The 13,984-nt window shown below is 39.7% G+C and carries 20 protein-coding genes and 1 riboswitch; of the genes, 7 read left to right on the plus strand and 13 right to left on the minus strand.

Translation table 11 applies throughout. The features are described from left to right. Positions 1 to 16: 16 nt before the first annotated feature. Both MR181_RS07800 and amaP read right to left on the minus strand, forming a co-directional pair. Positions 17 to 208 (minus strand): hypothetical protein, encoded by a 192-nt coding sequence (locus MR181_RS07800; protein WP_191910531.1) that lies wholly within the window; start codon positions 206 to 208, stop codon positions 17 to 19. A gap of 15 nt (positions 209 to 223) precedes the next feature. Beyond that, positions 224 to 769 (minus strand): alkaline shock response membrane anchor protein AmaP, encoded by a 546-nt coding sequence (gene amaP / locus MR181_RS07805; RefSeq protein ID WP_102168855.1) that lies wholly within the window; start codon positions 767 to 769, stop codon positions 224 to 226. Between the two features lie 230 nt (positions 770 to 999). On the opposite strand from amaP, the gene MR181_RS07810 reads away from it, so the two are divergent. Further along, positions 1,000 to 1,539: a GNAT family N-acetyltransferase gene (locus MR181_RS07810; RefSeq protein ID WP_191910532.1), complete on the plus strand. Its 540-nt coding sequence runs from the start codon at positions 1,000 to 1,002 to the stop codon at positions 1,537 to 1,539. Positions 1,540 to 1,589: 50 nt separating this feature from the next. On the opposite strand, the gene MR181_RS07815 is transcribed toward MR181_RS07810, so the two are convergent. Both MR181_RS07815 and MR181_RS07820 read right to left on the minus strand, forming a co-directional pair. Continuing rightward, entirely contained in the window at positions 1,590 to 1,898 is a 309-nt protein-coding gene (locus MR181_RS07815) for a hypothetical protein (RefSeq protein ID WP_102168857.1), read from the minus strand. A 71-nt stretch (positions 1,899 to 1,969) separates the two neighbouring features. Beyond that, the gene (locus MR181_RS07820; protein WP_242336774.1) at positions 1,970 to 3,226 is read right to left on the minus strand and encodes a chloride channel protein; all 1,257 of its coding nucleotides are present in this window, start codon (positions 3,224 to 3,226) and stop codon (positions 1,970 to 1,972) included. A 232-nt stretch (positions 3,227 to 3,458) separates the two neighbouring features. Here MR181_RS07820 and MR181_RS07825 point away from each other — a divergent pair, with 232 nt between their 5' ends. Further along, complete coding sequence (locus MR181_RS07825; RefSeq protein ID WP_242336777.1) at positions 3,459 to 4,271, plus strand: DUF2974 domain-containing protein; 813 nt, start codon at positions 3,459 to 3,461, stop codon at positions 4,269 to 4,271. A gap of 3 nt (positions 4,272 to 4,274) precedes the next feature. Continuing rightward, on the plus strand, positions 4,275 to 4,760 hold the full coding sequence (locus MR181_RS07830; protein WP_242336780.1) for a PAS domain-containing protein: 486 nt from the start codon (positions 4,275 to 4,277) through the stop codon (positions 4,758 to 4,760). A 59-nt stretch (positions 4,761 to 4,819) separates the two neighbouring features. Here MR181_RS07830 and thiE read toward each other — a convergent pair whose 3' ends face one another. The 7 genes from thiE to MR181_RS08880 all read right to left on the minus strand — a co-directional run bounded on the left by thiE (position 4,820) and on the right by MR181_RS08880 (position 9,082). Next, positions 4,820 to 5,464: a thiamine phosphate synthase gene (thiE, locus tag MR181_RS07835; RefSeq protein ID WP_242336784.1), complete on the minus strand. Its 645-nt coding sequence runs from the start codon at positions 5,462 to 5,464 to the stop codon at positions 4,820 to 4,822. Then, positions 5,454 to 6,275, minus strand: a complete 822-nt coding sequence (thiD, locus tag MR181_RS07840) for a bifunctional hydroxymethylpyrimidine kinase/phosphomethylpyrimidine kinase (RefSeq protein ID WP_242336787.1) — start codon at positions 6,273 to 6,275, stop codon at positions 5,454 to 5,456. The genes thiE and thiD overlap by 11 nt, the downstream gene beginning before the upstream one ends. A 21-nt stretch (positions 6,276 to 6,296) precedes the next feature. After that, positions 6,297 to 7,076, minus strand: a complete 780-nt coding sequence (gene thiM, locus MR181_RS07845; RefSeq protein ID WP_242336790.1) for a hydroxyethylthiazole kinase — start codon at positions 7,074 to 7,076, stop codon at positions 6,297 to 6,299. Positions 7,077 to 7,137: 61 nt separating this feature from the next. Beyond that, positions 7,138 to 7,243, minus strand: a riboswitch (TPP riboswitch). A 35-nt stretch (positions 7,244 to 7,278) separates the two neighbouring features. Further along, positions 7,279 to 8,133 carry a patatin-like phospholipase family protein gene (locus MR181_RS07850; RefSeq protein ID WP_242336793.1) on the minus strand — a complete coding sequence of 285 codons (855 nt, stop codon included), beginning with the start codon at positions 8,131 to 8,133 and terminating at the stop codon, positions 7,279 to 7,281. A gap of 64 nt (positions 8,134 to 8,197) precedes the next feature. Then, positions 8,198 to 8,539, minus strand: a complete 342-nt coding sequence (locus MR181_RS08870; protein WP_422732542.1) for a LysR family transcriptional regulator — start codon at positions 8,537 to 8,539, stop codon at positions 8,198 to 8,200. Continuing rightward, complete coding sequence (locus MR181_RS08875) at positions 8,506 to 8,649, minus strand: hypothetical protein (RefSeq protein ID WP_242336799.1); 144 nt, start codon at positions 8,647 to 8,649, stop codon at positions 8,506 to 8,508. The genes MR181_RS08870 and MR181_RS08875 overlap by 34 nt, the downstream gene beginning before the upstream one ends. A 64-nt stretch (positions 8,650 to 8,713) precedes the next feature. Next, positions 8,714 to 9,082: a LysR family transcriptional regulator gene (locus tag MR181_RS08880; protein WP_242336802.1), complete on the minus strand. Its 369-nt coding sequence runs from the start codon at positions 9,080 to 9,082 to the stop codon at positions 8,714 to 8,716. 96 nt (positions 9,083 to 9,178) lie between these two features. Between MR181_RS08880 and MR181_RS07870 the strand changes: the two genes are divergently transcribed. Together MR181_RS07870 and MR181_RS07875 are read left to right on the plus strand one after the other, a co-directional pair. Then, entirely contained in the window at positions 9,179 to 9,655 is a 477-nt protein-coding gene (locus MR181_RS07870) for a flavodoxin family protein (RefSeq protein WP_242336805.1), read from the plus strand. Between the two features lie 110 nt (positions 9,656 to 9,765). Beyond that, the gene (locus tag MR181_RS07875; RefSeq protein WP_242336808.1) at positions 9,766 to 10,182 is read left to right on the plus strand and encodes a cupin domain-containing protein; all 417 of its coding nucleotides are present in this window, start codon (positions 9,766 to 9,768) and stop codon (positions 10,180 to 10,182) included. Between the two features lie 136 nt (positions 10,183 to 10,318). On the opposite strand, the gene manA is transcribed toward MR181_RS07875, so the two are convergent. Next, positions 10,319 to 11,284, minus strand: coding sequence for a mannose-6-phosphate isomerase, class I (gene manA / locus MR181_RS07880; RefSeq protein WP_242336811.1), 966 nt, complete (start codon positions 11,282 to 11,284; stop codon positions 10,319 to 10,321). A gap of 219 nt (positions 11,285 to 11,503) precedes the next feature. Between manA and MR181_RS07885 the strand changes: the two genes are divergently transcribed. Then, positions 11,504 to 11,998 carry a prolyl-tRNA synthetase associated domain-containing protein gene (locus MR181_RS07885; RefSeq protein WP_242336814.1) on the plus strand — a complete coding sequence of 165 codons (495 nt, stop codon included), beginning with the start codon at positions 11,504 to 11,506 and terminating at the stop codon, positions 11,996 to 11,998. 95 nt (positions 11,999 to 12,093) lie between these two features. On the opposite strand, the gene MR181_RS07890 is transcribed toward MR181_RS07885, so the two are convergent. Continuing rightward, on the minus strand, positions 12,094 to 13,287 hold the full coding sequence (locus MR181_RS07890) for an iron-containing alcohol dehydrogenase (protein WP_242336817.1): 1,194 nt from the start codon (positions 13,285 to 13,287) through the stop codon (positions 12,094 to 12,096). Between the two features lie 142 nt (positions 13,288 to 13,429). On the opposite strand from MR181_RS07890, the gene MR181_RS07895 reads away from it, so the two are divergent. Continuing rightward, positions 13,430 to 13,984: AraC family ligand binding domain-containing protein (locus MR181_RS07895; protein ID WP_242336820.1), on the plus strand; the 555-nt coding region annotated here is incomplete at its 3' end.

Consider the following 13,984-nt stretch of genomic DNA (forward strand, 5'->3'; position numbering starts at 1 on the left):
AATTCCTCCTTAGAAATTATTCGGCAAGTTTAGCACTTAATTTATTAACGATTCCCTTAAAAGAGAATCCGATGAGGTCTAAGACGAGACCGATTATGGCGAAGATAGCGGTAGTTAGAAGAATACCAATTGCTGTCCAAAATCCCCAAACGGTCCAACTAATGCTGAGAACTAATCCCGTAATCGCACCAATGAGAGCAAGTTTCATTGTTATCCCTCCTTGTTAGACGACTGTGACTGATTTTTTGTGACTATAAGGTTCGAGGCGAACTCGTAATTTACGAAGTCCGATAGCAAAGTTTGTTTGTAAATTATTTTCAATTGCGTCAGTTAAAGAGTTCTTCAGTAGCTCTGGATCAGATTGTCCAGAAAGCATTCCAGTAACGGTGACGTCTGCTTCTTGACGGTTCTTGAGCATTTTAACCGTCGTTGTGGGGTTGTAGAGACCAAAACTTGATAAGTTAAGTCGAATACTATTTTCCACTGCTGTTTTATCAACTGAGATATGACGAGCGCCATCACGAGCAATTATCAATTGTTTACTCGTTGTTGGTCGGAAGATAGAACTTCCGATTACGATTATCGCCATTAGAATGATATAGCTTGCTAAACCAATAATTGTGTATTGTCCGGGGCGGGTTAATAGCCATTGGCTGATTTCTAGTGTCCAGGGCTCATGACGGAAGATCCAGAGAAGGATTACAATCCCACCGATTAATCCCTGAATTAGCATTGCTAATGTGATCCACCATTTTTTCCAATTAGCCATTAAAGAATCACTCCTTTCTATGTCTGCAGGCTGCTGTTTTAATGTCTTAACTTTAACATGGATGAAAAGGCTTTACAGTAGATTACTAATAGACATAAGGCTTTCTTATACGGGTGATCATTAATTCTTCACAGGTGTTTACAAATAGGGTATAAATTGGCAAAAAAGACCATTTTTGATTAATAATCTGCTATGATTATAGTGATTTAATTCTAATTGGGGATGATAAAATGCAAATTAGGAAAGCGACACAAAAGGACTTAGACACAATTTTGGAGATTCTTCGCGATGGACGTAATCAATTGGCTGAACGTGGGGTTGATCAATGGCAGGGTGACTATCCAAACGCTCAGCACATTCAGGAAGATATTGATAATGGCTATTCATATCTCGTTAAATCTGATGATGGGATGACTGTTGGGGCAGTTGCAATCGTCAATTCACCAGATCACGTTTATGATCATATTAATGGTGAATGGCTAATTAATACGACGAACTATGTTACTATTCACCGGGTAGCCATTCACTCAAGTCATGCAGGAAAAGGTTACGCATCAAAGCTATTCATTAGTGTGATTGATTACTTAGAAAAGCATCGCCCTGATGTGGAGTCAATTCGCCTTAGTACGAACGAAAATAATTTGGTAATGCAACACATTGCCGAAAAGAATGGCTTCCAAAAGGTTGGAACGATGCCAGGAGCATACCGTCCTGAAGAACTCTCTTACGTGTATGAGTTATTAACAAACACTCACGCTTTAGCGAGCTAAAATTAAGGAGACTAGTGCGAAATCTTATTTTCGTACTGGCCTCCTTAATTTTATTTATTAATTTGTTGAGCGTAATTTCGAGCGTTGTACAGTTCGTAAACAATAATGGTTTCGATTAAAGTGATAATGCAGATTAAGAGAAATGTGTATACCTCAGGAAGAATGAAAAGGAGGATCAGCAGGATCCACGAAAACCAACTCCACTGGGTTTCAATTTTGACTACTCGCTGAACCCGTTTGGTTGGGGTAATCCTTCCTGAACGTTGAAAAATATCACGAATTTGGGCAAACCATTTAACTTCAAAGAAACTCTCAATCATAAAAATGATGATCAAAGTCATTAGGTAAATATGTGCCATGTTTTTAAACTCCTTTAAGCATGATGCAAGGTTAAGTTTAGCCGTTTCATAGTTAATAAGCAAACATCATACTATTTAGCAAGTTTTGTATTAACCCACCGAGAAACGGCAATCGATAATGCAACCCCTAAGGCAAGGGGGATAAAGGCTGTGAAATTCAAATGACAGACTTCAAACAACATGAACATTGCCATAAGAGGTGCCTGTTGAGAAGCGGTTAAAAAATAAGCAGCGCCGAGTACAGCACACTGGGTAATTGTTACTCCTGGCATAATTTGGACATAGATCATCCCCAAGAAGACACCAATAACAGCGCCAAGCGAAATTGAAGGCGTCAGGATTCCTCCATAAGCCCCGCTCTTGATACTAAGAAGGGTTACAACTGCTTTAGCAATGAAACCAAAAAGAAGGGCTAAAATAACATTTTTATTGATGGTGGTGGTGCCCATCGCTAATTGAGCCAATCCGCGACCATTTCCCATGATTTGCGGGTAGAAAGCAGCAACAATCCCAGTAATAATTCCCATTAATGGTAGCTGGTAGAGCACGTTTTTGGTAATGGCCCGGTGAGCACTTGCTTTTTTTACTCCCAACTTGAAGTAAGCACCCATGATTCCAAGAAGGGGTGCCAAGACGATCACAATTGGAAGGATCCGTAATGAAGGAAAATTTTTGGAGCCGACCAAGTAGTAGGGCTTATACCCTTTAACAATTGATCCGATTAAAGTCGCAATTACCGACATTGTTAAACTAACAGCGACTACTCGGGCGTTAACTTTCTTGTAAAGTAACTCAATCGCAAAGACAGCACCTGTGATCGGAGCAATATATACTCCTGAGAAACCAGCACCAGCAGCGCACGCAATTAGCATTTTTTGGTCTTCTGGATCGAGCTTCAGGTAACGGTTGTTAGCAAAGTGTCGTTCCCATTTCTGAGCGATTGCAGCACCGGCTTCCCGTGGCGCTAATTCACGACCAATGGAATTCCCTGTTCCTACATAAAAGATCTGTGTAACAACATGAATTAGTGTTTTAACTAGCGGCATTGTCTTACCAGTAATTGCTTTACTGATACCGACTGGGCGGTAGTTCTTTTGAAGAAAATACCAGATGATTGCAGCAATCGCAGAACCAACAAAAACAGAGATAAATCGGTGCTCTGGACCAACAAAAATATCAACTGGGATCCGATTGCTTTCTTCAAAGTTAAGAAAGTATTTTTCTGATAAATCAAGAAGAATACTTAATAGTAAAGAACTAATCCCCACGATCACCCCAAGTACAACCGTAGCAATGACTAAAGGAACATTTTTTGAAATCGACTTCATTCTTCTCTCTCCCATGAATAATTATACCTCGTTAGTTTATACCACCAGAAAGCAGAAATAAAGTCTCTCAGAAGAATCAGGTAATTTGGGTGTATGATAAAAGAAAAAGATCTAGGTGAGTTGAAATGGACAAACAACCGACTAAAAAAGATGCAATTATGTTAATTATTGTTGCTCTCGCTGTGGTAACCATTCAGGGAATTTGTGCCCAGTTAGGTAAGTAGGTGGCAGGATGACGCATTTGGTTTGGGGAAAGCAGTCATTAACTGATTGGCAGCGAGTCCAATTAGCTCAGCTTGAATATCATAACTGGCACTTAGGAGAAGATGTCTTGCTGCCAGACGGCCAGTTAATTGGTGAAGTGGTCAAGGTGATTTGGACGACTGATGGATTTCGAGCGACAGTAATTCGTTCAGCTGCTGATCCCCAAATAATAGTTCTTTTTCGTGGATCGTCTGGTGTTCGGAAGGGCGATCCAACAACGTGGACTAATGAATGGCTTCGGGTCAACCTGCCAATTGGTAACGCAATTATTAATCAGGTTTCTGACGTCCCTCAAGAGCTATGGACGGCAAGCAAGGAATTTAATCATTTATTAGCTGCTTACCCGCAAATGACCTTTTTCCTTTATGGACACTCGTTAGGTTCAATTAATGCCCAATTTGCATTAGCTAACTGTCATTACCCTGACCGGATTGGTGGGGCATATCTTTATGAAGGGCCTAATCTTTACTGGTTACTAGATGAACGGCAACGGCAAACAACGACTCTTCTTCGCTGTCAGGTATTTAACTATATCGATCCGCTTGATGTGGTTGCGTTGGGATATATTGATATGGAGCATACAATTGGGTTACTCCGGGTGGTTGATTCTATGATGACCAGCCCAATTAATCAGCATATGTGGGGTGGGTATCAATTTGATAAACAGCAGAACTTACTACTAGAGAATAATTTTTGGCAAAACAGACGGGCGCAAATTGATCAACAGCTGATTAATGCAGTTCAAAAATTAAACCAAAATAATGATGAATGGGAGCGTTAAAAAATGAATTTACCATTTATGGATGATGCCACGATTAATTTTTTCAGTGGTAAATTAACTTTAGCTGAGGTTGATGCCTTATTTCGAACGATGCCATATGAATTAGATTATATTAATGCAGATGATGAATATGTTTGGTATTCACCAAATAGCTGGCGTGATGATCAACGTCTTCAGCAGCGCCTTAGCCATAATGTTCTTGGCTGCCATCCCCGACGAGTTGTACCAATGGTTAAGCAGGTTTTAAAAATGCTGAGGACTGAGGAAAAGGATATGGTTGAGTCACCGCAGATAATGAACGGTCAACGAACCTTAATTCGGTATTATGCGATTCGTAAGCCTAATGGTCATTATTTAGGAGCATTACAAGTAACAGAAAATGTTGAACATATTTGTCAGCTTTGCGAGCAACATGTTTTCGAACATGGGATTGTAGAGGGACAAGTCGTTGATGGTGTTTCATCGGCGTCAATTAATGAAAATAAATAAAGCATTTGTAAATTTCAGTTAGCGTAATAAAACCTGATGAAATTTACAAATGCTTTTTCTTAGTAAAAACTCTTAATTTTTTCGATGGTTTCTGTAATATCTTCACTATTTAAAACCAGTGAAATCATTGATAATCCGCTAACTCCCGTCTTTAAAACGGCAGGGATGTTTTCCAGTGAAAGGCCACCGATTGCGACTAGGGGATGAGTGCTCAGACTATTTAGTTTTTTAAGTTTATCAAGCCCTAAGGCAGCATCAGCATCAATTTTTGATGTGGTTTCAAAGACGGGACCACAGCCAATATAATCAATAGCTGTTAGTTGGTTAGCGGCCTTAATTTCAGTAGCGGTATTGCATGAGTAGCCAATAATTAACTTACCAGCTGCTTCTTTAATTACCCGCTCAATCTGTTCATCATCCTGACCAACGTGAACTCCATCAGCACCAACACGAAGAGCCATTTGAATATCGTCGTCAATGATAATTGGAACAGAATAGTGTTGACCTAACTCAACCAATCGTCTTGCCATAATTAATCGTGCATCGGCAGTCATGGTTGAGCTGTCTTTTTCTCGGTATTGAAAGGCGGTAATTCCAGCTTGCATTGCCTCTTCTACCTTAGCGAGGAATTCGTAGGAATCGTGATGGGTATCTTGGGTTCCACCGACAAGGTATATTTGTAACATTTTTGGATTAAAGTTCATTATTATCGCTCCTTATTTTTGCCCAATGGTTTAACGGGCCATGACCGTGACCAACATTAATGCCTTGCTTAATCGTTGCTTCAACATAGGCCTTTCCAATTTTAAGGGCATCTTCCATTGATTTGCCCTTAGCGAGTTCAGCTGTGATACAAGAAGAAATAGTATCACCAGTACCATGAGTATTCTGAGTTTGTTTCCGCTTGGCAGTCATCCAAAATGAGTGACCATCAGCTAATAATACAAAGTCGTTAGCTTCATCATCACTTGAAAAGTGACCACCCTTAACCAGAACGTTCTTGGCTCCCATTGATTGGAGATGGTGTCCGGCAGCTTCCATTTCAGCTTCTGTTGTGATCTGCATTTGTGTTAGTTCTTCAGCTTCTGGAAGATTGGGGGTAACTAAATCAGCAAGCGGTAGTAACTGGTCTCGAACTACGCTAATTGCGTCATCACTTAAAAGTTTAGCACCTCCTTTAGCGATCATCACGGGATCTACCGTTAATGGGCCAAAATCATACTGTTTCAAGTTTTTTACGACCGTTTTTACCCGCAGTGGATCAGCTAACATTCCTGTTTTGCAAGCCCGGATCTTAAAATCAGCAGCTAGGGAGGCAAATTGCTCGTCAATTAATTTTGGTGGCATTGCTAAGGCATCTTGAACACCGAGAGTATTTTGTGCCGTGACCGCAACAACAACCATTGTGGCAAAGACACCGCGCATTTGCATTGTCTTAAAGTCAGCAGAAATTCCGGCACCACCGCCAGAATCAGTACCGGCAATTGTTAGAGCCTGGGGAAAGTCATTTGTCATTATTAGGAACTCCTTTATTATTTATAATACTGAGAGAACTTCGCTTGAATTAAGTGTTGCTAGTTCATCTCGGAATTTGACTTGCCATTGACCAAAACCGCTTGACTCTCTAGCAGCCTTAACTCCAGCGGCAGAAAAGACCTTGGTTGCGGTACAAGCGGCTGCATAATAATCTTTACTTATGCTGAGATAAGCAGCAATGACACTAGAAAGAACATCGCCACTACCCACGTTAGTCACGAAATAACTAGTAGAAAGTTGATTAATAAAAGTATTATTGCCATCCGTTATGATATCAGTTTGACCAGTAAGAACGACAATACAATGGTATTCTTGAGCGACCGTGTTAGCGATCTTGTGAAGATCAGCTTGGCCATTTCCGCTGTCAATTCCACGTGAATGCCAGTTAATATTCGCTAAAGCAGCAATTTCGCCAGCGTTACCGCGAATAACAGTAAATCGATAATTATGTAATAGTTGTTTCGCAAAAGCTAACCGGTAATGACTAGCACCAATTGCAACCGGATCAAGAACTATTGGTTTCTGATTATGATTAGCTTTTAAAACGGCAATAACCTCATCCTTTTGCTTGTCGTCGATCGTTCCCAAATTAATCGTAATAGCATCGGCTAATTCTACCATTTCTAAAGATTCTTGAGGTGCGATAGACATAATTGGGGAAGCACCAATCGCACTCAACCCATCGGCAACCTTATCTGGCGTTACCATATTGGCGATTGTTAATACTACCGGATTTTGCTGACGAAGTTGTTCTAATAGTTTTAGTTGTAATTTAGTCAAAATCTCACGTCCTAAAAAAGGAGCTACTAGTTAATCGTTAACTAACAGCTCCATTATTTTATATATTGAGTTAGCATTTTCCTTCGCAAGTACTAGCTTAACAGGTTCAAGGGTCCGTATATCTTAATACATCTCAGTCTGGCAAACAGACACCCCTAATGCTGTTCATTAACATACCATTATAATAACATAGAAACCGCTTTTAAGCATTAAGGTAGTCAATTAAACTTGGCAACAGTTGTCGAGCTTCTTGACGCCCAGTTTCGTATAGCTTCCGGATCTTTTTAACGTTACTTTCAACCCGGCTAACCTTGACTGGGTGCTGAGGAGCAATATTAAAGACTTGGCCTGTTCTTCTGAGATGTTCGATCTGAGCGACTTGTTGATTATAGACCTCTGGACGAAGGATTCCAGCTTCAGCAAACTGGGGATAGTCTTTGAAATAACGGCGGTACAATTGGCAAACTGGTCGACTTGAAGGTTTCTTTCGGTAACTAACATCACGAGTACGGATCACAACAATTTTATCGTAACCCTGTTCCTGGGCGACATCAAAGGGAATTGAATCGGCAATTCCGCCATCAAGACAAAGACCATCAGGAGTCGGGGCGGGATCCATCATAAATGGCATTGAGCAAGAAGCAATTAATACTTGAGTCAGTTTCTCACCCGTTAAGTCTGTAAAAAGTGCTTTTTTTCCATCCTGAAGCCTAGTAGCAACAGCCGTGAAGTGTGAAGCTGACCTGATATAGGCTCGTTCATCAAAGTTATGCCATGAAAGGCCATGATCCTCAAATAGGTAGTTCATGTTGATCACTTGACGTTTGAAAAGACGCGTCATTGAAATATAGTTGCGATCATGACGGTGATCAATATTAATATTTGCTGCTCGACCATATTGCTTTGCTACGAAGTTGACACCATTCAACGAGCCGGCAGAAACGCCAATTACACTACTAAATTCAATGTGATTAGCGAGGAACGTGTCACAGACGCCAGCGGTATATTGTCCTCTAAAAGCGCCACCTTCAAGAACTAGCGCTGCGTTATATAGCATTGATTTCACTCCTTAGAATGTTGATAATTTATTGTAAGTCGTTTATCCCATCAATTTCAATCTTTCAAGAATTTTCAGCTTGATCAGCAAATTCTTGAAGAAATTTTTCCATTACGGGAGTAACGACGGTGTTTTTGCGCCATGCAAGAACGTGACCAGTGTCTTTATGTGGCGAAAAGGGGATAAATGTCAGTTCGGGATCATGGAATGAATTAACGATCCCTTGAATTCCCAGCATATAATAATTTCCGGCTTTTAGCAGTTCATAGGCGTTACTTGGTAAGTTATTTGTCGCCATGATATTTAACTTTGTTTGGTCTAATTTTAAAACATCACTAATTTCATCACGAACAATATTCCGGGTCGGAATAATTAGTGGTAGTTTATAAAGATCACTTTTGGTAATCGAATGTTTTTTGCTAGTTGATCAGATCTTTTGGTAATTAATCCCCACTGCTCATGAACTGGTAAAACAATAAAGTTATACTTAGCAGCCTCGACTGGTTCAATCAACACAGCAAAATCTTCTAAACCGGAATCCAAGCGCTGACGAAGCAGATCACCGTTACCATCGTAAAGGTTAAAGCTTACCTTTGGATATTTTTTTCTGAAAGTTACTAATAATTTTCATTACGAATTTTGAAACCTTTGAAACAACACAACCGATATTAAGAACACCAGTCAATTCTTCCTTGGCGTTTTGAAGTTCCTGTTTTGTTTGGGTAAGTAAAGAAAGGATCGTAGACGCACGCTGTTGGAAAAGAATTCCTTCGCTAGTAAGTTCAATTCGGCGCTGCTTACGATCAAATAAAGTTACGCCGAGTTCTTTTTCAAGATCGATCATTTGTCGGGAAAGCGTTGGCTGAGTAACGTGAAGTTGTTGTGCGGCATGGGTAATATTATTCGTTTGTGCTACAGTTAAGAAGTATTTAATTACTCTCGTATCCATAATGGGAGTTCCTCGATTCAAATAGTGAATAGATAACACTATTTTAAGCTAAAATTTAAATAACACAAATTAATTCTCCTGAAAGGAAGGATAAAGATGGCACGAAATGTCTTAATTCTTTACTATTCACAGTTTGATAACACTGCTAAATTAGCTAGCGCAATTCATCGGCAAACTGGAGCTGATATTCTCCGTCTCCAAGTCCCTCAAGGATACTTTCCTGATGATATGGAAGAAACGGATCAAATTTTTAAAGCCGATAATCGGAATGATCGACTTCCACAAATTATCACCGAATTACCGGAACTAGACTACTACGATACCATTCTGGTTGGCGGACCAGTTTGGGATGGTAAGGTTTCTTCACCGATTGTTAGCCTTTTGAGAAGGATGAATGATTATCAGGGAAAGGTAGTTCCGTTTAGTACTGGTTGGAGTGATCCGGGTAATTATCAAGCTGATTTTGTTGCCCACGCTGGTAAGCTGAAAATTGCTGATGGCTATCACGTTTTAACTCATGCAACCCCTAAATACAGTCCAAGTTCGTTAGCGTCATGGCTTCGAAAATTATAATTCAATTTTTGAATGGTTCGTCACTAATAATAAGTATTATACATATCAATTCTTTCCTTGTAAGCTAAAAGTAACCAAAATGAGTTTCAATCTTTAAGGAGGAAAATCTTATGGCAAAAAATGAAGAAGCTGTAAAGAATGATATGTTCGGGTTTGGCGACAAGAACATTGCCTTTGCAAAATACTTTATCGGGACAAGTTACCTTAATGGCTTAGTTTCGCCTGATGATAATATCGATATTAATATTTCCAACGTTAACTTTGAACCCGGCTGCCGGAACGACTGGCACATCCACCACGACGGTTTCCAAATTCTTCTGGTAACTGCTGGTGAAGGTTGGTACCAAGAAGAGGGCAAGCCCGTTCAACTGCTTAAGCCTGGTGACGTGGTTGCGATCCACGAAGGCGTTAAGCACTGGCATGGCGCTACTAAGGATTCCTGGTTCTCCCACATTGCGATTACCAAAGAGACTAGTGAATGGCTGGAAAAGGTTGATGACGACTACTATGATCAACTGGCGGATTAGGGAGTATTAGTATAAATTCTGAGTTTGAAATCACGATTCAATAATCTATTACAATAAAAAACATGGACTAACAGAACTGGAGGTTAACTTTCTCGATTCGTGCTAGTTCATGTTTTTTATTAAATATTGGGTAATGCTATTCTACTGATTCCGAAGCGATGATCAGCATCTTACCATCTAATTCCCATTCATCAATCGTGGCGGGCATTAGAAGATGAACACCTTTCTTTAATGGGTATGTCTTACCATCAGCGGTTAGGGTCCCTTCACCATCAATAACTGACATTAAGGTGTATGGCCCATGTTCATGCTTTCGTGTTAATTTACCATTTACGTCCCACTTATAAACACTAAAGAATGGCGAATCAGGTTGGGTAATTAAAGTCGTTACTTCAGAATCACCAATTTTTTCAGAGCTAATATGCAGCTCGGGTTCTTTGAACGGAACAGTAGTAACATCGATTGATTGCTTCAAGTGTAAGTCGCGTTTTTTACCAGTTTTTTTGTCAACCCGATCGTAGTCATAAATCCGATAAGTAGTGTCGGAACTTTGTTGAGTTTCAAGGACAACAATTCCCTTATTAAGAGCATGGATAGTGCCTGACGGAACATAGACAAAGTCACCGGTCTTGACAGGCTTTTTATCAAAGAGCTTTTGCCATTCATGGTTGTTAATCATTTCTTTAAGTTCTTCACGAGTCTTAGCTGTATGACCATAAGTTAGGTAAGCTCCCTTGTCAGCATGAATAACGTACCAGCATTCAGTTTTTCCTAGTTCATGTTCATGTTCTTCAGCATATGTATTATCTGGGTGAACTTGAACCGATAAGCTGGCTTCGGCATCGAGGATCTTAGTTAGTAGTGGGAAAACCTTTGATTTTGGATTACCAAATACTTCTGGATGCTGTGCGTAGACATCAGGAAGCAGTTGTCCCTTAAATTCACCGTTTTCAATTACATTAGGGCCGTGGGGGTGTCCAGAAATTGCCCAGCACTCACCAATGGTTCCGTCTGGAATGTCGTAATTAAAATCTTCCGCTAACCGACGACCGCCCCAAATTTTTTCATGAAAAACTGGTTTTAAAAATAATGGCTCTGTCATAACTATCACTATCCTTATTATTTAACTTAAAACGTTTCGATAAAGCGCTTTCTAAAAATAATTTTAGCAGTTTTACTAGATGAAAGCCATCTAAATTATAGATTTTAATTAAGGATAAATATATTTTGTGTTTTATTGTTGTTGTCGACTATTTGCTAAAGAAAGCGCTTTAAACCGTTTATGATATAATATAATTACTATAAATTGGTGGTGAAAAAGATGACAGAAGGCACATATGAACAAGTAATTACCGAACTTGATCGATTAGGAATTAAGTACGGAATGGTTGATCATCCGGCTGCTGAAACAACCGAGCAGGCAGATAAGTATATTGAAGGTCATGAAGGTGTTCGGACAAAGACAATGTTTCTGAAGAGTAAAAAGAAGCATTTTTACCTGGTAATTATGGATGATCAGAAACCAATGGATTTTAAGGAGTTCCAAGAGCTGACCGGAGCTAAGCGAGTATCAATGGCGCATCCGGATGATTTGCAAGAACAGCTTGGCTCCCATGCTGGGGTAGTTTCACCATTTGGCCTAATGAATAATGAGGAGCACAATATTAAAGTATATTTTGATCAGGATATGTTGACAGAAGATCCAATTTTGACATTCCATCCTAATGTAAATACTCATACCATTTTTATTAAAACTACTGATTTGATGAAATTTATCAAAGAACAAGGGTATGACCCAGAAATTATTGATCTATAAATTCTTGCTTACATAAACTAAAAAGCAGGCGTCATGATTCAAATTTGCCGAATTACGGTGCCTGTTTTCTGATAAGTAAGTCTTGATAATTTAAGCTAAATCTCCTGGTTAGCCATTTTGAAGATTTGTACCATATCGTCATAATAGAGAACTTTGGCTGATCTCTTATGACCGCCAGTAGCATTAGAGCATGATTGTGCCATTTCCCTAATCTGTGTTTCGCTAGGGTAGATTCCTAACTCGGCAAAATTAGTTGGCATCCCAATTGAATGGTAGAATTCAACCATTTTATCAATTCCCGCTAAAGCAATTTCTTCATCAGTGCCTTGTTCTTGAACCTTCATTACGTTCTTCGCGAATTTAACAAAACGGGTTAAGTCATCCTTATAAACATACCGCGCCCAACTTGGCCAAATTGCGGTAAGTCCGGCACCGTGAGTTACGTTAAACATTCCGCTGACTTCGTGTTCAAGCATATGAGTTGCAAAGCCGCCACCGTCATTTCCACAACCAGTTAAATTGTTATGGGAAAGCGAACCAGCCCACATTACTTCTGCACGGGCATCGTAATTTTGCGGATCGTGATGTAATAAAAGTGCGTTCTCTTTAACGGTTCTTAGAAGCCCTTCCGCAATCGCATCTGTTAATTCCATATTTCCGCCATTAGTGAAATAACGTTCCATTGTGTGCATCATGATGTCGATTGCCCCGCATTCTGTTTGGAAATCGGGGAGGTTAAGCGTTAATTCTGGGTTCATAATCGCAAATTTTGGTCGCGCCAAGTCGTCATCATAGGCCCGTTTTTCTTCATTCTTTTCGTTTGTGATTACTGCCCCCATACTTGTTTCACTACCAGCCGCTGCAATTGTTAATACTGAGGCAACCGGTAAACATGCTTTTGCTTTGCGCTGATGTTCAAAGAGTTCCCAAACGTCATTTTCTGGTTCAGCCAGGCCATAAGCAATTGCTTTAGCGGTATCGATAACAGACCCGCCACCGATAGCGAGAAGAAAATCAATCTTTTCACGTTTGCCAAGGTCGATTCCTTCGTAAACTTTGCCTAGCTGTGGGTTAGGGACGATGCCGTTTAATAAGTGATAGGTAATGTTTTCATTTTTTAATGAACTGGTAATTTCTTCTAGTAACCCATTCTTAACAATCCGGTCGCTTCCGTAAACAATTAAGATGTTATGGCCGTTGTATTTTTTAACGTATTTTCCAGCCTCTTTTTGAGTTTCCTTGTCAAAAAGAACTTCAGTAGGTGAATAAAAGTCAAAATTGTGAATCATATTATTACCTTCCTTGTATTTAAGAGTATGACTAAAGTTTGCAAGGTAAGGTGGGTTGTTCATATAAAAATCTTGCCCTATATTATAAATATAAGGACAGAATTGGCAATTTTCTTATAGTATAGGGAAGGAACATAATAAGATGCAAAAAATACCATTTATTCAAGATACAAATGATGTTGAACATATTGCTGGCATTACGAGTGCTTTTCCATATACAATGCACCGTCGTGATTTAACCACTGATGTTATCCCATGGCACTGGCATGAAGAAGTAGAGTTTAACTATGCTTACCAAGGATCGATTGAAATTCAAACTTTTGATCATACCTACAGAATTAAGCAGGGTGAAGCCTATTTCATTAATACCAATGTGATGGATAAAAAGCAAAAAGCTGCCGGTTCTTCAAAGGCAGTTGAACACGCCCACCTTTTCCATCCGATTCTGCTTGGCGGGTATTTCAATAGTGCCTTTTACACCAAATACCTAAACCCTGTTTTAAAGAATCGTTCAGTTGAAGTTTTAGTGATTCGAGAATCTAACCCGACAGGCAAAAAATTCATTACCTTACTCCACCAACTAACAGAATTAGCGGATCGGTCCGATAAGGAATTTGAAATTCGTAATCTTCTTTCACAAGCCTTGTTGACACTGATCGCTGAAATTAAGCTTCAAGAACAACATCAGCAATTGACG

The organism is Limosilactobacillus urinaemulieris, assembly GCF_932750685.1.
GTDB lineage: Bacteria > Bacillota > Bacilli > Lactobacillales > Lactobacillaceae > Limosilactobacillus > Limosilactobacillus urinaemulieris.